The sequence below is a fragment of the Alcanivorax sp. 1008 genome, from assembly GCF_020667895.1.
In the GTDB taxonomy this organism is placed as follows: Bacteria; Pseudomonadota; Gammaproteobacteria; order Pseudomonadales; family Alcanivoracaceae; genus PGZG01.
This window is the reverse complement of the sequence record NZ_JAFMPS010000002.1, coordinates 392238-408703: the sequence shown is the minus strand read 5'-3', so window position 1 is coordinate 408703 and position 16466 is coordinate 392238. Positions and strand designations below refer to the sequence as shown.

The window sequence follows — 16466 nt, the reverse complement described above, 5'->3', positions numbered from 1 at the left end:
CTGCGTGCTGGATCGGCGACATTTGGACGAAAAACGTCTTCCGTTGATGCCTGCTTGAGGAATGGAGTGTTCTTTAGAGTCTAAGGGAGGGGCTTAAATGGGGGGGGTCTGTGGATCTTTCGGCACTTGTTCCCGAGCTTGAAAAGAGGCTTGGCTTAGATAGCGGATTTTTCGATAAGCTGATCGAAGGAGAAAGTGATTGGGCGTTAATCATAAAAACACATGCCCTTATTGAGGCGGCAGTCTCGGATTTGCTGGCAACTTCATTAGATCGTAAAGATTTGAATGCTATTTTCTCGTCTTTGGAGCTTAGTAACAAGCGAACCGGAAAAATGGCATTTGTTTCCGCCCTGGGTCTTTTGGATGAGGATTGCCGGCGATTTATTAGCGCCTTATCTGAGCTGCGAAATCGGTTGGTCCATAATGTTAAAAATGTACATTTTGATTTTCATGAGTACGTGAAGCAACTAGATGCTCAGCAGTTCAGGCAGTTCGTGAAGAATTTCAACACACTTTCTTATGAAGTGGATGAGGGATTGTTGAATCTATTTCGCCATGATCCTATTCAGGGCGTTTGGTATGGCGCAATGTCTGTTCTTGGAAGAATATACTTGCGGTTAGAAGAGTGTTCCTGAGGGTCCGCCATCTCGCGCATAATGTAGTTCCGATCTGGGGTTTTAGCGAAGTTGAAGAGAAGGTCTTCTTGAGGTCGTCACCAGATGGGTTGTATTGATTGTAGAATCGGGAAAGCCAGGAGGCTCCAGTGGTAACCAACAATAAATCCAGCGCCCTGATCCTCGGCTTGCTGATATTCCTCGGTCTGACCTCACTGGGCTATCTGCTGGGTAGCTCGGCCCTCAAGTTCAAGGAATACGAAAGAACAGTAACGGTTAAGGGCCTGTCAGAAAGAGAGTTCGATGCCGATATCGTCATCTGGCCGATACAGTTCAGTGCTGCGCAGAACGATCTCGAAGCCCTTTATGTGTTGATTGACGACAGCACCAGCAAAATAATCGACTTCCTTTCCGCCAAAGGCATAGGCCGAGAAGATATCTCCTTTGGTGCGCCAGCTATTACGGATAAGTCTGCCCAGCAGTACGGTGATGGCAATCGGGCCCAGTTTCGCTATACGGCCACCCAGACGGTCACCGTATATTCCAAAGATATTGATGCGGTAAGAGCGGTGATGCGCGAGCTGTCGAGCCTTGGCAAGCAGGGCATCGTATTCATTGGCGAGGGCTACCAGTCTCAGACTGAGTATATATTTACCCGAATCAACGATATCAAACCGGAGATGATTGAAGAGTCCACCCGCAAGGCGCGGGAGGTTGCCGAGAAGTTTGCTTCAGACTCAAAAAGCTCTCTTGGGAAAATACGCCGGGCCAGTCAGGGGCAGTTCAGCATTGAGCCGCGTGACAGAAACAACCCTCATATCAAGAAGGTTCGAGTGGTTTCTACGGTGGAATACTACCTTTCCGACTAATTGCCCTGCCAGCCGGGTGGCAGCCAATGTGCCGCCAACGACAGGCTGACCGACCGGTCTGCCTCGGCTGAGAGTGAAGGCAGCGTCGCCGGTCTGACAATTGTGTGAAATTCGCCCGGTTTCGGTTGCGACCCAAAACCCATATCCCTATACTCTGCGGCCCAAAGCACAGGGTCCTCCCAAGACCCCCGCCGGCCCGGTTTTTCAGCGGTTGGCCGGAGGCAAAAACGTGGCGGAATCAGAGATTCATGGCCCCGGTTTATTCCGGGGTCTTTTATGCGCGCAGGGCTTGGCAACGTTAGTGGTTGCGGCTTTGGCGGCATGGCCGGGCGGGCGCGACGTTGCTCTGGCGGCATTGATAGGCGGTGGCATAGCCACCGTGGCGAGTGGCTGGGCAGGGTTCCAGCTGTGGCTTCATCCGGGGAACCGGCAGGCGGATCGCGCTGCAACTGCAGCTATCCGCGCCGAGATCGGACGGGTGGCCATCGTGCTTTTATTGCTTTGGCTAACGCTTAAGCACTGGCCGGAGGCGCGACAGGGCGCAACGGCAATGATGTTGTTTGCAGGGTTCTTCGTAGTGCAGTTGGCCGGTTGGATATGGCTGGCGCGGGCTACGGGCGAAACAAACGTTGATTCCAACCGGAACGGTTAACACGGGCAGGCAAGAATGGCAGCGGATACCCCGACTGGATACATCAAGCACCACCTGACCAACCTCACCTACGGCAAAGTGCCTGAAGGTACCCCTGTCTGTGACGCCCATGGCGACCTGACTGGCGAGACCATTCAGCAGGCTTCCTGGATCCTGGCGCGTTGCGATGAGCAGGTGGATGCCATGGGCTTTATGGCGTTTCATGTCGACTCTCTGGCCTGGTCTGGCCTGATGGGCACTATTTTTGTTCTGGTCGCTGCCATGGTTGCCCGTCGTGCCCACGCGGGTGTGCCGGCAGGCATGCTGAACTCTGTTGAGATGGTTGTTGAGTTTGTTGATACCTCGGTGCGTGATAGCTTCCACGGCAAGAGCAAGCTGATTGCCCCGCTGGCCATGACCATCTTCTGCTGGATCTTCATCATGAGCAGCATCAAATTGCTGCCGGTGGATACCGCTTCGGCTATCGCCGCTGCACTGGGTCTGGGCTACATGAAGATCGTTCCCACCGTTGATCCGAACATCACTTTGGCCATGTCGTTCTCCGTACTCGGCCTGGTGATTGCCTTCTCCATCATGAGCAAGGGTGTTGGCGGATTTTTTGGTGAGCTGGCCTTCCATCCGTTTGAAGCGCAAGGCATTACCAAGTTTTTGCTGGTGCCAGTGAACCTGATTCTTGAAGTGGTAGCGCTGCTGGCCAAACCGGTATCGCTCGGACTTCGACTGTTCGGCAACATGTTTGCCGGCGAGTTTGTCTTCATCCTGTTGGCCGCCATGATGGGTTACTGGCAGTTTGTCGGCTCGGTGCCGTGGGCGATTTTCCACTTGCTGGTGATCCCGCTGCAGTCGTTTATTTTTATGATCCTGACCATCGTCTATCTGAGCATGGCCAGCGAGCAACACTGAGTAACATGCAGTACTGAGTAATACGGTAAGTCCTGAAGGTTTTAGCTTTAGTCATTCAACGAAACGGGAGTTAGAAATGGAACTGAACCTGCTTGCAGCTGCTATCGTTGCTGGTCTCGCAGCAATTGGCGCCGGCCTCGGCTTCGGTCTGATGGGTGGTCGTTTTCTGGAGAGCGTTGCTCGCCAGCCGGAACTGGCTCCGATGCTTCAGACCCGTATGTTCATCATCGCTGGTCTGCTCGACGCTGTGCCGATCATGTGTATCGCTATCGCGTTCCTGATGATTTTCCAATAATCGATTTGCCCCGATCCGGGCAGTCGTTGTTCGGGAAATTGAAGCAACAACGCGGTTGTGAGGTGTTCGTATGAACATGAATGCAACATTTATCGGCCAGATTATCTGGTTTGCGATTTTTGTCTGGTTCTGCATGAAGTTTGTCTGGCCGCCGATTTCGGCTGCGCTGGACGAGCGCAAGCAGAAGATCTCCGATGGCCTGAGCGCAGCTGATCGTGCTAATCGGGATCTTGAGCTGGCTCAAGAGAAGGCAGGCGAAGATCTTCGCGAAGCGAAGGCCAAGGCTGCCGAGATTATCGAGCAGGCTAATCGTCGCGCAAACCAGGTTATTGAAGATGCCAAAGGTCAGGCGCGCACCGAGGGTGAGCGACTGATTGCACAGGCCCAGTCTGAAATCGAGCGTGAAATAAATAGCGCCCGTGAACAGCTGCGCAGTGAAGTGGCAGCGCTGGCCCTGGCCGGTGCCGAGAAAGTCCTGGCCACTGAAGTGAACCCGGCGGCCCACAAGCAAATGCTGGACCAGCTGGCCGCTGAACTTTGACAGACGGATAAACCATGGCTGAACTGACCACCATTGCACGACCCTACGCGAAGGCGGCGTTTCTGTTTGCAAAAGAGCAGAACGCATTGGCCCAGTGGGAATCGATGCTCGCAACGGCTGCTGCCGTGATGGCTGACCCAAGGGTGGGCCAGGCGCTGGACAATCCGGCATTGAGTGCTTCTAGTAAAGCAGCAATGTTGGCGGAAATTTGCGGAGACACCATTGATAGCTCGTTCCGCAATTACCTTGACCAGTTGGCGCAGAACAAGCGCCTGAGCCTGCTTTCAATCATTGGTGGTCTTTTCCATCAGTTTCTCTCCGTAGAGAGCAGTTTTGCGGATGTTGAACTGGTGTCCGCATTTCCCATGGAAGATGCCGATGTGTCAGGTCTGGTGGCAGCGCTGAAGAAGCGTCTGGGAGTGGAAGTCCGTGTCAGCAAACAGGTTGATCCGTCCTTGATTGGCGGCGTCCTGATTCGCGCTGGCGATACCGTGATCGATGGCAGTGTGCGTGGCCGGCTGAATAAGCTGGTGGAGCAACTGAACTCTAGAGTTTGAGGGATTGGAGCATGCAGCAACTCAACCCGTCCGAAATTAGCGAGATTATCAAGCAGCGCATTAGCAAGCTTGATACCGCAACCGAAGCCCGCACCGAAGGTACTGTCGTATCCGTTTCCGATGGTATTGTTCGCATCCACGGTCTTGCCGACGTGATGTACGGTGAGATGATCGAGTTTGAAGGCGGCATCTACGGGATGGCCCTCAACCTTGAGCAGGACTCTGTCGGTGCGGTAGTTCTCGGTGACTACCTGAATATTGTCGAAGGCGCCAAGGCCAAGTGTACTGGTCGCATTCTTGAGGTTCCGGTTGGACCGGAGCTGCTTGGCCGCGTTGTAGACGCGCTGGGTAATGCGATCGATGGCAAGGGCCCGATCAATACCAAGCTGACCGATGCCGTGGAGAAAGTTGCTCCCGGCGTTATCTGGCGTCAGTCCGTTGACCAGCCGGTACAGACCGGTCTGAAGTCGATTGATGCCATGACTCCGGTTGGCCGCGGCCAGCGTGAGCTGATCATTGGTGACCGCCAGATCGGTAAAACCGCCATCGCCATCGATACCATCATCAACCAGAAGAAATCTGGCATTAAGTGTATCTACGTGGCCATCGGCCAGAAGCAGTCCTCGATTGCTAACGTAGTGCGCAAGCTGGAAGAGCATGGCGCGATGGATAACACCATCGTGGTAGCGGCTTCTGCCTCTGAGCCGGCATCCATGCAGTTCCTTGCCCCGTTTGTTGGCTGCACCATGGGCGAGTACTTCCGTGACCGTGGTGAAGACGCGCTAATCGTATATGACGATCTGTCCAAGCAGGCTGTGGCTTATCGCCAGATCTCCCTGCTGCTGCGTCGTCCGCCGGGCCGTGAAGCTTACCCGGGTGATGTGTTCTATCTGCACTCCCGTCTGCTGGAGCGCGCCGCACGAGTTTCTGCCGATTACGTTGAAAAGTTCACCAACGGTGAAGTTAAAGGCAAAACTGGTTCGCTAACTGCTTTGCCGATCATTGAAACGCAAGCTGGTGACGTATCTGCATTCGTACCCACCAACGTGATCTCGATCACCGACGGTCAGATCTTCGTTGAAACGAGCCTGTTCAACTCCGGTATCCGTCCAGCTATGAACGCTGGTATTTCGGTATCGCGGGTAGGTGGTGCAGCGCAGACCAAGATCGTCAAGAAGCTTGGCGGTGGTATTCGTCTGGCACTGGCCCAGTACCGCGAGCTGGCTGCTTTTGCCCAGTTTGCTTCGGACCTGGATGAAGCGACTCGTTCGCAGCTTGAGCATGGTCAGCGTGTAACCGAACTGATGAAGCAGAACCAGTACGCTCCGCAGTCTGTCGCACAGATGGGCGTGGTGCTGTATGCCGCTAATGAAGGTCACCTGAAAGATGTGGCGCTGGACAAGATCGGTAGCTTCGAAGCGGCGCTGCTGTCTTATATGGACAGCGAAGAGAAAGCGTTGATGGACAAGATCAACGAGAAGGGTGACTACAACGGCGACATCGAAGCCGGTATCAAGGCTGCCATTGAGAAGTTCAAGGCAACCCAGACCTGGTAATCGACACGTTCGCTTAAGGGAGTTCCCTGATGGCTGTTGGTAAAGAGATCAAAACCAAGATCGCCAGTGTCCAAAGCACGAAGAAAATTACTCGTGCGATGGAGATGGTGGCGGCCAGCAAAATGCGCAAGGCGCAGGAGCGTATGGCAGCATCAAAGCCATACGCTACTCGCATGCGTCAGGTAGTTGCGCATTTGGCCAATGCCAATCCGGAATATCGGCATGTTTACATGCAGGATCGCCCGGTCAAAAAAGTCGGCTACATCGTAGTCAGCTCGGACCGCGGTCTGTGTGGCGGCCTGAACGTCAACCTGCTTAAGCAGGTGGTGCGCGAGTCACGCGAGTGGAGCGAGCAGGACGTTAGAGTGGAGTACTGCCTGGTCGGTACCAAGGCGTTGAGCTTCTTCCGTTCTGTTGGCGGTGAGGTTCGGGCTTCGGTAAATAATCAGGGCGATAATCCGCATCTGGCTGGCATGATCGGATCCATCCGGGTGATGCTGGATGCTTTCGAAAAGGGTGAGATCGATCGCCTGTTCGTGGTGTACAACGAATTCGTCAACACCATGACGCAGAAGCCGACCAGCCTGCAGTTATTGCCACTGAAGCCTGATGAAGAGATGAACACCAAGTACGCTTGGGATTATCTCTACGAGCCTAACGCTCAGGCCTTGATTGATGTCCTGTTGGTTCGCTTTATCGAGTCGCAGGTATATCAGGGCGTGGTTGAAAATTTTGCCTGTGAACAGGCGGCACGGATGGTAGCCATGAAGGCTGCTACTGATAATGCCGGCAACCTGATCAAGGACCTGCAGTTGATTTACAACAAGGCCCGTCAGGCAGCTATTACCCAGGAAATTTCCGAAATCGTTGGTGGCGCTGCAGCGGTCTAACCGCGGCGCTCGGGAAACAAAGAGGAAGCAAGCATGAGTAGCGGTCGTATTGTTCAGATCATCGGCGCCGTCATCGACGTGGCTTTTGAGCGTGACAGCGTTCCCAAGGTTTATGACGCCCTGAACGTGGACGGCACCGAGACCGTTCTCGAAGTGCAGCAGCAGCTGGGCGACGGCATTGTTCGTACCATCGCCATGGGTTCCACCGAAGGCCTCAAGCGTGGCCTGGCGGTGGACAACACCAGCAACCCGATCATGGTGCCGGTAGGTGTTGAAACCCTCGGTCGTATCATGGACGTACTTGGTCGCCCAATTGATGAGTGCGGTCCTATCGGCGAAAAAGAGCGTGCCTCCATTCACCGTAAGGCACCTAGCTATGCTGATCAGGCATCCGCCACCGAGCTGCTGGAAACTGGCATCAAGGTTATCGATCTGATCTGTCCGTTCGCCAAGGGTGGTAAGGTTGGTCTGTTCGGTGGTGCCGGTGTGGGCAAAACCGTAAACATGATGGAATTGATCAACAACATCGCTACCGAGCACTCCGGTCTGTCCGTATTCGCTGGTGTTGGTGAGCGTACTCGTGAAGGTAACGACTTCTATCATGAGATGCAGGAAGCTGGCGTTGTAAACGTCAAGGAATTCCAGAAATCCAAAGTGGCGATGGTCTACGGCCAGATGAACGAGCCGCCGGGCAACCGTCTGCGTGTTGCGCTGACTGGCCTGACCATGGCTGAGAAGTTCCGTGACGAAGGCCGTGACGTTCTGTTGTTCGTCGACAACATCTACCGTTACACCCTGGCGGGTACGGAAGTATCTGCACTTCTGGGTCGTATGCCTTCTGCGGTAGGTTATCAGCCGACTCTGGCGGAGGAGATGGGCGTTCTGCAGGAGCGTATTACCTCCACCAAGACCGGCTCTATTACTTCCATCCAGGCTGTATACGTACCAGCGGATGACTTGACTGACCCGTCGCCGGCAACCACCTTTGCTCACCTTGATGCGACTGTAGTATTGAGCCGTGACATCGCTGCCAAGGGTATTTACCCGGCTGTTGATCCGCTGGACTCCACCAGCCGTCAGCTGGACCCGCTGGTTATTGGTGTGGAGCACTACGAAGCCGCCCGTGGCGTGCAAACCGTACTGCAGCGCTACAAGGAATTGAAAGACATCATCGCCATCCTCGGTATGGATGAACTGTCTGAAGAAGATAAGCAGGTGGTGTCGCGCGCTCGTAAAATTGAGCGTTTCCTGTCGCAGCCGTTCCACGTTGCAGAAGTATTTACCGGCTCACCGGGTAAGTATGTATCGCTGAAAGAAACCATTCGTGGCTTCCAGGGCATCCTCAGCGGCGACTACGATCATATCCCGGAGCAGGACTTCTACATGAAGGGCTCCATCGACGAAGTGCTTGAGTCTTACAACAAGCGCTCGGCCAAGTAATACGACTCCGGGAGCAGCGGAATGGCTATGACCATGCATTGTGACATCGTGAGTGCCGAGCAGCAGATCTACTCTGGACGCGTCGAGATGATCGTCGCGGCTGGCGTGGAAGGCGACCTCGGCATCCTGCCGGGGCATGCGCCGCTGCTGACGCGGCTCAAGCCGGGTCCGGTGCGGATCATCAAGAAGCAGCAGGAAGACGAAGAGCTTTATTACGTCACCGGCGGTTTTCTTGAAGTGCAGCCGGATATCATCACCATTCTGGCCGATACCGCCATGCGGGCGGAGGATATGGATGCAGTTGCGGCAGAAAGCGCCAAGCAGCAGGCTAAGGAAGCACTGGAAGGCCAGCATTCAGAGATGGATTACTCGCGGGCTGCGGCTCAGTTGGTGGAAGCGTTGGGCCAGCTACGTACCATTGAGCAGCTCAAGAAGAAATATGGCGGCACAGGTAGCCGCGGCTGATTTGGCCCGGATTGCGTGTCGGCAAACAAGGGGTAGCTGCGAAGCTGCCCCTTTTTGCTTTACGCTCAGGGTTCATTGTCAGGGATTGAAAACATGACTCTCGCAACTGTCATTCTCGCCGCCGGTAAGGGCACTCGAATGAAATCAGCCCTGCCCAAGGTGCTGCATCCCATTGCCGGTAAGGCAATGGTGTCTCACGTGTTGGATGCCGCCCGTTCATTGGCGCCCCAGTCGATCACACTGGTGTATGGCCATGGTGGCGAGCACGTCCGTGAAGTACTGGGGGGCGAGTCGCTCAATTGGGCACTGCAAGCCGAGCAGCTCGGCACCGGACACGCGGTCGCTCAGGCCATGCCGTTTGTTAGCGAAGACATTGTCCTGATTCTGTACGGTGATGTGCCGTTGATCCAGCCCGCTACCTTGCGTGATTTCGTTGCACGTGCCGATACCAACACCATAGCGCTAATGACGCTGACCATGGAAAACCCGACAGGTTACGGCCGTATCATCCGTGATGCGAATGGCCGGGTATCGCGTATTGTGGAGCAGAAGGATGCCAATGATGCCGAGCTGGCGGTGGAAGAAGTCAACACGGGCATCCTTGCCTGCCCGCGAGCATTTCTTGCGGATGTTTTGCCAGAACTAAAGAGCAACAATGCACAGGGCGAGTATTACCTTACCGATGTGATCAGCATGGCGGTACAGGCCGGTTTGCTCATCGACACCATGCAGCCGGCCCATGGCTGGGAAGTAGACGGGGTCAACGATCGCGTGCAACTGGCCAGACTGGAAAGAATCTATCAAGGCGTGCAGGCAGAAAATTTGATGCGTGCCGGTGTAACCGTGGTTGACCCGGCACGTCTGGATGTTCGCGGTGCAGTGCAGTGCGGCACGGACATTACTCTGGATATCAATACGGTGCTGATCGGCCAGGTTCATCTTGGTGATCGTGTCAGCATTGCCCCTAACTGTGTGATTCGTAACGCCAGCATTGCCGCGGACTCGGTGATTGAAGCGAACTCGGTAATCGATGGCGCGACGATTGGAGCTGGTTGTCATGTGGGGCCCTTCGCCCGGCTGCGTCCTGGCACCCAGCTGGCAGATCACGCCCGGGTGGGCAACTTCGTAGAAACCAAGAATGCACACATAGGGGAGGGCAGTAAGGCTAATCACCTGACGTACCTTGGCGACGCTGAGATTGGAGCGCATAGTAATATCGGTGCCGGCACCATTACCTGTAATTATGATGGTGTAAATAAGTCCAAGACGCTGATCGGCGATCATGCCTTTATTGGTTCCAACTCTTCCCTGGTTGCCCCCGTTAGCGTCGGCAGCGGTGCCACCGTGGGAGCCGGCAGTGTGGTCACAACGGATGTTCCCGATGACCAGCTGGCGGTATCACGTGCCAAGCAACGCAATATTGCCGGCTGGAAGCGGCCGCAGAAAAAGGATTGATTCATGTGTGGGATTGTTGGCGCGATTGCTGAGCGTAACGTTACCAATATTCTGATCGCAGGCCTTAAGCGGCTTGAGTACCGCGGTTACGACTCCGCCGGGCTGGCCTTGAATAGCAACGGCAAAATCGTCCGTTTGCGCCGTGAAGGCAAAGTTCAGGGGTTGGAGGACGCGGCCCACGCCGGTGCCATAAGTGGTCAGGCAGGTATTGCACACACTCGTTGGGCTACTCATGGCAAGCCGCTGGAGCGTAACGCTCACCCGCACATGTCGGGAGATGATATTGCTCTGGTTCACAACGGCATTATTGAGAACTTTCAGGAACTGCGGATCGAGCTCGAAGCTGACGGTTATGAGCTCTCTTCCGACACTGATACCGAAGTTATCGTCCATCTTATTCATCGTGCATTGCGTGGCGGTAATGATATGGCCGGCGCCCTACGAGCTGCAGTAGATCGACTGCAGGGTGCCTATGCTCTGGCGGTAATGACCCTGACTGAGCCAGATAGCCTGCTTGTTGTTCGTTCCGGTAGCCCGCTGGTTATAGGTCTTGGCATTGGTGAAAACTTTATCGCCTCTGACCAGTTGGCCCTTCTGCCCGTAACCACCCGTTTTATCTTTCTTGAAGAAGGCGATGTTGCCCAGGTTTCTCGAGAGTCGGTATCGATCACCGACCACGCCGGCTTGCCGGTTGAGCGTGCGGTCCACGAGTTTGATGGTAATCACGAGGATGCGGAGAAGGGCGAGTATCGTCATTACATGCTCAAGGAAATATTTGAGCAGCCGATCGCAGTACAAAAAACTCTGGAAGGCCGTATTGATAGTGAAGCAGAACTGCTGGCCAGTTTTGGCGCCAACGCTCGTGAGTTGCTCAGCAAGGTGGAGCAGGTGCAGATAGTTGCCTGTGGCACTTCTTCTCACGCCGGTATGGTGGCGCGTTACTGGATGGAAGCCATTGCCGGAGTGGCCTGTCAGGTTGAAGTGGCCAGTGAGTTCCGCTATCGCAAGCATGTTGTGCCGGCCAATACTCTGCTGCTGACTATTTCCCAGTCTGGTGAAACCGCCGATACCCTGGCTGCGTTACGTGCATCCCACCAAGAAGATTATCTTGCTCGTTTCGCCGTTTGTAATGTTGACTCATCATCATTGGTACGCGAGTCAGAACTATCCTTTTTGACGCGCGCCGGCCCGGAAATCGGGGTCGCCTCTACCAAGGCGTTCACTACCCAGCTGGTTGGCCTGCTTTTGCTCGTTTTGGCCACTGCCCGGGTAAAGGGTCGCCTGAGTGACCAGCAGATGGAAGCACATATAAGTTCGTTGCGTCAGTTACCCAGTTTGATTGAGCAAGTGTTGCAGCTTGATGGTCGCATCCATGAGCTGTCCAGCCACTTTGTTGAGAAACACCACACGCTGTTTCTAGGCCGTGGCCCGCAGTATCCGGTGGCTCTGGAAGGTGCTCTCAAGCTCAAGGAAGTTTCCTATATTCATGCTGAAGCGTATCCGGCTGGAGAGTTAAAGCATGGTCCGTTGGCGCTGGTGGATGCCGACATGCCGGTGGTGGCCGTGGCACCGAATGACGAGTTACTCGAAAAACTAAAGTCAAACCTGCAGGAAGTCAGAGCGCGTGGCGGTGAACTGTTTGTATTTGCCGACCGTCAGGCTGGAGTAAGTGACGAACCGGGAATGATTGTATTGGCTATGCCGCCGATGCCAGAAATCCTTATACCGATGGTATATACGGTGCCGCTGCAGTTGCTCAGTTACCATGTTGCAGTTATGCGCGGCACCGACGTAGATCAGCCGCGAAACCTCGCCAAGTCCGTGACAGTAGAGTAACGTCTATCCATCTAACGCTTGGCATACTGGAAAGGGGGCTCCATGGTCAGTGATGTACTGATGGCCGGTTTGCCGGTGGCCCTGCGCGAAGGCGATCAGGACTCCGTACAGCGCTTGATAGCTGAACTAAACCCGGCGGATATTGCTGACCTGATCGAAGCCCTTACTGAACAGGCGCTGGATATTCCCCTATTGATGTCGCTTGATCTTCAGCGACGTGCCGACACCTTCGGCTACCTGCCAATTACTGCTCAGACTGATATTGCTGCGCGTCTATCCACCGGTGCGCTCGCCGAGCTGGTCACAGAGATGCCTTCGGATGAGCGTGCTGATCTGGTCAAGCAGCTTGATGAGAGCGTGCGTCATACGCTGTTCAAACGCCTGGCTCGGGAAGAGCGGGAAGATTTGCGCCGTCTGGCCAGTTATCAGGAAGGCAGCGCCGGCGCGGTGATGACTTCCGACTATGCCAGCATTCCCTCCGGCACCCGCATCGCCGATGCGCTGGATATTCTGCGCAACACGGCACCTGATAAGGAAACTATCTATCAGTGTTATGTGGTCGATGCCAGCCACCGCCTGCTTGGCACTGTTTCACTAAAGCAGTTGATTCTTGCGCCGGCGCATCAGTTGATTGATGAGTTGATGTTGCGCGATATTGTTTGTGCGGATGTGGATTCAACCCAGGAAGAAGTTGCCCGGTTGATATCGCGCTACGATCTTATTGCCCTGCCCATTGTGAACCATGATGAAACCATGGTCGGCATTGTTACTTACGATGACGCCATGGATGTGGCCGAAGCCGAGGCCACGGAGGACATTCATAAAGGCGCCACGGTGGGCCGACTGGAAACCACTTTGCGTGAGGCCAGCATTAATGAGCTGTATCGCAAACGGGTGGGTTGGCTGGTGGTGTTGGTTTTCGCCAATATCTTTACCGGCGCTGGCATCGCCTTCTTTGAAGATGTGATTGCTGCCAATCTGGCGCTGCTGTTCTTTTTACCATTGCTGGTTGCCAGTGCAGGTAATGCTGGCGCCCAGTCCGCCACATTGTTGGTACGTGGTCTGGCCACTGGTGATGTGGCAGGTCGTGATGCGCTAAAGTTGCTGGGCCGGGAAGTTCTGATTGCTGGTGCGCTAGGCTTGACCATGTCCGCAGCAGTGATGGCTGTGGGCTATTTGCGCGCCGGGTTTGATGTGGCGTTGGTGGTCTCGCTAACCATGATGTTAGTGGTGATGGTTGGTAGTTTGATTGGCATGGTGTTGCCATTCGTGCTGGTGCGTTTCAAGTTTGACCCGGCCACCGCAAGCACTCCGCTGATTACTACTATTGCTGATGTTAGCGGTGTGCTGATTTATTTTGCCATCGCCAGTGCCATGCTGGCCCATCTCTAGTTGACCGCTTAAAGCACTTTATTGGTGGCGCTGGCGGGATGTTGCTGGCGCACTAGTTCGAGAAAGTCAGCCTCTGGTACCGGGCGGCTGATCAGGTAACCCTGAATTGAATCGCAACCCATATCCTGAAGGATTTTCAGCTGGGCCTCTTCTTCAACACCCTCTGCAACCACATGCATACTCAGGCTGTGGGCCATCTGAATAATTGCCTGAGTAATAGCAGCATCATCGGGGCTGATATGCAGCTCTTCGATAAATGATCTATCGATCTTGAGGGTGTCTACCGGGAAGCGCTTAAGATAGCTCAGCGATGAATAGCCAGTACCAAAGTCATCCAGTGACAGGCCAAGCCCACGTGTGCGCAAGCCGGCCAAAATCTCGATGTTCTTGTCGAGATCTTCCATGATCAGACTTTCGGTCAGCTCCAGTTCCAGTAAGCGAGCCGGCAGGCCGGTATTTTGCAATACCCGATCAACGATCTGACTGATGTCGCCTTTGCGGAACTGGTGAGCGGACAGGTTCACTGACATCTGGATCTCCAGACCGTTGTTGCACCACTGCGCCGCCTGACGGCAGGCACGTTCCAGCACCCACTCGCTGATCGCGGAAATCAGGCCAGTTTCTTCAGCCAACGGGATAAAGTCCTTTGGTGGCAGCAGGCCCATGGTGGGATGCTGCCAACGCACCAGCGCCTCGGCGCCTTGAATGCGGCGAGTCACGGCATCAATCTTAGGCTGGTAATAAACCACGAATTCATTTTTAAAAATTGCTTTGCGCAAACTGGTTTCCAGCGCCAGCTGTTCAACCGAGGCGGCCCGCATATCGCCACGGTAGAATTGGTAGTTGTTGCCGCCCATGCGTTTTGCCTGATGCACGGCCAGATCAGCCTGATTAATTAGCGTTTGAGCTTCCTTGGCATTGTCGGGGAATACGCTGATGCCGATGCTGACACCGAGTAGCAGTTCATGGCCGTTGATATTGAACGGCTTGCGCATGGCATTGATGATTTCCTGGCATAGCTCTTCCAGCTCGGAGCTGCTGCGATAATTGTCGATAACCAGATTGAATTCGTCACCGCCGACCCGTGCGAAGCTGCTCTGTTCAATGCCTATGGCCAGCAGCCTTTCGGCAGTGGCGCGCAAAAGGCGATCACCGATTTCATGGCCGAGCGAGTCGTTGATTGGGCGGAATCGATCCAAATCCAGACATACCAAAGCCACCCGTTCGCGGTTAAGCCGAGCCAAGGCCATGGATTTATGCAGCTTCTCACGGAACATGGTGCGGTTAGCCAGGCCCGTTAATCGATCATAGTTAGACAGGAACTGAACTTTTTCTTCTGCTTCTTTGCGTGCAGTCAGGTCAGTGAACATGCCGACATAATGGGTAATCTGGCCATTGTCGTCATATACCGCGCTAAGCTGCATCCAGACAGGGTAGCTCTCACCATTTTTGCGTCGTTCAGTGAGCTCGCCCTGCCAAAAACCTTCACGATGAACGGTGCGGGCGACTTCACTGTATAGCGAGGTATTGCTTTCGCCCGCCGGAGATACTTCTTTCATGGTGCGGCCCTGAACTTCATCTTCCGCATAGCCGGCGATACGAGTAAAGCAGTCGTTGACCGCCAGGAAGCGGAAGGCAGTGTCGAAAATCAAAATCGCTTCAGAAGCATTTTCGAACACCGTGGCCGCCAGACGCAGTTGGTCTTCCGCTTCCTTGCCATCAGTAATGTCTCGGCGAGTGCCGATCATACGTACCGCACGGCCCTCGTTATTCCATTCCACCACCCGGCCTTCGTCTTCAATCCAGCGCCAATCGCCGTTTGCGTGGCGCAGGCGATACACCACGTGATAACGCGGTGTGCGCCCTTTGAAGTGGGCTACCATGGCGCGCTTTACTCTTGGCCAGTCATCCGGATGGGCAAGCTGCTCAAGGTCATTGAGAAAGCCACTGAAGCGATTCTTCTCATAACCCAGCAGGCGATCGAAGTTGGAGTGATAGGTGTCGCTGCTTTGCAGGTTCCAGTCCCACAGGCCGATGTTCGATGCATCCAGGGCCAGCTGGAGCCGCTGGCTGGTGGCGGACATAGTGTGGTTGGCTTCTTCCAGTGCCCGGGTGCGCTCCATTACCGTGGTTTCAAGTCTGTCATTAGCCTCCTGAAGATGCTGACGAGCCTGTTTGCGCTCAAAGATTTCCCGGGTCAGCTTTTCATTCAGGGACTCGGCGTCGCCACGGGCTCGATCCAGATAGTCGATCAGCGCCAGATTCTTGAACTGTAGACGCAGAGCTTCCATCACCGAGCTATGCATGCCCGACGCCGCCAGTAGCAAGAACAGCACAAAGATCACCAGCAGCACCGCCAGCATTGTGGTGTTGCCTGTGTCACTGAGGGCGATATTCAAGGCGCCGGGCAGCACTGCGCAGAGCAGATAGGCCGCTACCGCTGGCAAGTAAATGGCATAGGTGGTCATGGCGACCACTAGCAGGCCAATGATCAGTGCGGCAAACACTGCCTGAGAGGGCAGCAACTCCGGACTCATCAGTGTTTCGGCGGGATTAAAGGTGACCGAGGCGTAGCCGAATACTCCACCACTGAGTGCAATCAGCAGCAAGGCCACCCACCGCCAACTATCCGGGCGAACCATGTCCTGAGAGAGATTATGGAATAGCTGACTGGCCACCAGGCGCAGGAACACCATGCCACCGACCATGGCGCCCCAACCAATCAGGGAAAGTTGTGAATAGGGTTTCCAATACAACCAGACAATAACCAACGCACAAACCGGCTCCAGAATGTTCATCACCGGGAAGGCATTGAATAGCAGTCGGGTCTGCTCTGAGAGCAGATTATTGCGATCCGCATTATTATTTTTATTGTTCTGATGCACCCGTTAAGGTCCTCTGGTCGCCCCGGTGGCCGATCATTTCAGGCCAAGCCTGACAGCTCAACGCCGTAATCAGTAACGCCGTAATCAGTAACGCCGCAATCAGTTTAGCCATGCAG

Annotated in this window: 15 protein-coding genes; 14 read left to right on the top strand and 1 reads right to left on the bottom strand. The window is 54.7% G+C overall.

Annotated elements, in window-relative coordinates; translation table 11 throughout:
• The first annotated feature begins 110 nt into the window (after positions 1-110).
• The 14 genes from J1C54_RS04810 (at position 111) to mgtE (ending at position 13465) form a co-directional block, all read left to right on the top strand.
• Positions 111-635: a hypothetical protein gene (locus tag J1C54_RS04810; protein WP_229145294.1), complete on the top strand. Its 525-nt coding sequence runs from the start codon at positions 111-113 to the stop codon at positions 633-635.
• Positions 636-763: 128 nt separating this feature from the next.
• Positions 764-1483 (top strand): SIMPL domain-containing protein, encoded by a 720-nt coding sequence (locus J1C54_RS04805; RefSeq protein ID WP_229145288.1) that lies wholly within the window; start codon positions 764-766, stop codon positions 1481-1483.
• Positions 1484-1712: 229 nt separating this feature from the next.
• Positions 1713-2135, top strand: a complete 423-nt coding sequence (locus tag J1C54_RS04800; protein WP_229145276.1) for an ATP synthase subunit I — start codon at positions 1713-1715, stop codon at positions 2133-2135.
• 15 nt (positions 2136-2150) lie between these two features.
• Positions 2151-3038 carry a F0F1 ATP synthase subunit A gene (gene atpB, locus J1C54_RS04795; protein WP_229145268.1) on the top strand — a complete coding sequence of 296 codons (888 nt, stop codon included), beginning with the start codon at positions 2151-2153 and terminating at the stop codon, positions 3036-3038.
• A gap of 76 nt (positions 3039-3114) precedes the next feature.
• On the top strand, positions 3115-3333 hold the full coding sequence (gene atpE / locus J1C54_RS04790; RefSeq protein ID WP_008734510.1) for a F0F1 ATP synthase subunit C: 219 nt from the start codon (positions 3115-3117) through the stop codon (positions 3331-3333).
• Positions 3334-3403: 70 nt separating this feature from the next.
• Positions 3404-3874 carry a F0F1 ATP synthase subunit B gene (locus J1C54_RS04785; RefSeq protein ID WP_229145265.1) on the top strand — a complete coding sequence of 157 codons (471 nt, stop codon included), beginning with the start codon at positions 3404-3406 and terminating at the stop codon, positions 3872-3874.
• A gap of 14 nt (positions 3875-3888) precedes the next feature.
• The gene (locus tag J1C54_RS04780) at positions 3889-4431 is read left to right on the top strand and encodes a F0F1 ATP synthase subunit delta (protein WP_229145260.1); all 543 of its coding nucleotides are present in this window, start codon (positions 3889-3891) and stop codon (positions 4429-4431) included.
• An 11-nt stretch (positions 4432-4442) separates the two neighbouring features.
• Positions 4443-5987, top strand: coding sequence for a F0F1 ATP synthase subunit alpha (gene atpA / locus J1C54_RS04775; RefSeq protein ID WP_229145255.1), 1545 nt, complete (start codon positions 4443-4445; stop codon positions 5985-5987).
• A 29-nt stretch (positions 5988-6016) separates the two neighbouring features.
• Complete coding sequence (gene atpG, locus J1C54_RS04770) at positions 6017-6877, top strand: F0F1 ATP synthase subunit gamma (RefSeq protein ID WP_229145252.1); 861 nt, start codon at positions 6017-6019, stop codon at positions 6875-6877.
• Positions 6878-6910: 33 nt separating this feature from the next.
• Positions 6911-8317, top strand: coding sequence for a F0F1 ATP synthase subunit beta (atpD, locus tag J1C54_RS04765; RefSeq protein ID WP_229145245.1), 1407 nt, complete (start codon positions 6911-6913; stop codon positions 8315-8317).
• A gap of 21 nt (positions 8318-8338) precedes the next feature.
• Positions 8339-8782 carry a F0F1 ATP synthase subunit epsilon gene (locus J1C54_RS04760; RefSeq protein ID WP_229145240.1) on the top strand — a complete coding sequence of 148 codons (444 nt, stop codon included), beginning with the start codon at positions 8339-8341 and terminating at the stop codon, positions 8780-8782.
• A gap of 93 nt (positions 8783-8875) precedes the next feature.
• Entirely contained in the window at positions 8876-10237 is a 1362-nt protein-coding gene (gene glmU / locus J1C54_RS04755; protein ID WP_229145235.1) for a bifunctional UDP-N-acetylglucosamine diphosphorylase/glucosamine-1-phosphate N-acetyltransferase GlmU, read from the top strand.
• Positions 10238-10240: 3 nt separating this feature from the next.
• Entirely contained in the window at positions 10241-12073 is a 1833-nt protein-coding gene (gene glmS / locus J1C54_RS04750) for a glutamine--fructose-6-phosphate transaminase (isomerizing) (RefSeq protein WP_229145228.1), read from the top strand.
• Between the two features lie 42 nt (positions 12074-12115).
• Positions 12116-13465 (top strand): magnesium transporter, encoded by a 1350-nt coding sequence (gene mgtE, locus J1C54_RS04745; protein WP_229145187.1) that lies wholly within the window; start codon positions 12116-12118, stop codon positions 13463-13465.
• A gap of 8 nt (positions 13466-13473) precedes the next feature.
• Here mgtE and J1C54_RS04740 read toward each other — a convergent pair whose 3' ends face one another.
• Positions 13474-16350, bottom strand: a complete 2877-nt coding sequence (locus J1C54_RS04740) for a GGDEF and EAL domain-containing protein (RefSeq protein WP_229145171.1) — start codon at positions 16348-16350, stop codon at positions 13474-13476.
• Positions 16351-16466: the final 116 nt, after the last annotated feature.

Coding starts and splice junctions, on each gene's coding strand:
- atpB (WP_229145268.1), top strand. CDS start 2,151: ATGGCAGCGGATACCCCGACTGGATACATCAAGCACCACCTGACCAAC.
- atpE (WP_008734510.1), top strand. CDS start 3,115: ATGGAACTGAACCTGCTTGCAGCTGCTATCGTTGCTGGTCTCGCAGCA.
- J1C54_RS04785 (WP_229145265.1), top strand. CDS start 3,404: ATGAACATGAATGCAACATTTATCGGCCAGATTATCTGGTTTGCGATT.
- J1C54_RS04780 (WP_229145260.1), top strand. CDS start 3,889: ATGGCTGAACTGACCACCATTGCACGACCCTACGCGAAGGCGGCGTTT.
- atpA (WP_229145255.1), top strand. CDS start 4,443: ATGCAGCAACTCAACCCGTCCGAAATTAGCGAGATTATCAAGCAGCGC.
- atpG (WP_229145252.1), top strand. CDS start 6,017: ATGGCTGTTGGTAAAGAGATCAAAACCAAGATCGCCAGTGTCCAAAGC.
- atpD (WP_229145245.1), top strand. CDS start 6,911: ATGAGTAGCGGTCGTATTGTTCAGATCATCGGCGCCGTCATCGACGTG.
- J1C54_RS04760 (WP_229145240.1), top strand. CDS start 8,339: ATGGCTATGACCATGCATTGTGACATCGTGAGTGCCGAGCAGCAGATC.
- glmU (WP_229145235.1), top strand. CDS start 8,876: ATGACTCTCGCAACTGTCATTCTCGCCGCCGGTAAGGGCACTCGAATG.
- glmS (WP_229145228.1), top strand. CDS start 10,241: ATGTGTGGGATTGTTGGCGCGATTGCTGAGCGTAACGTTACCAATATT.
- mgtE (WP_229145187.1), top strand. CDS start 12,116: ATGGTCAGTGATGTACTGATGGCCGGTTTGCCGGTGGCCCTGCGCGAA.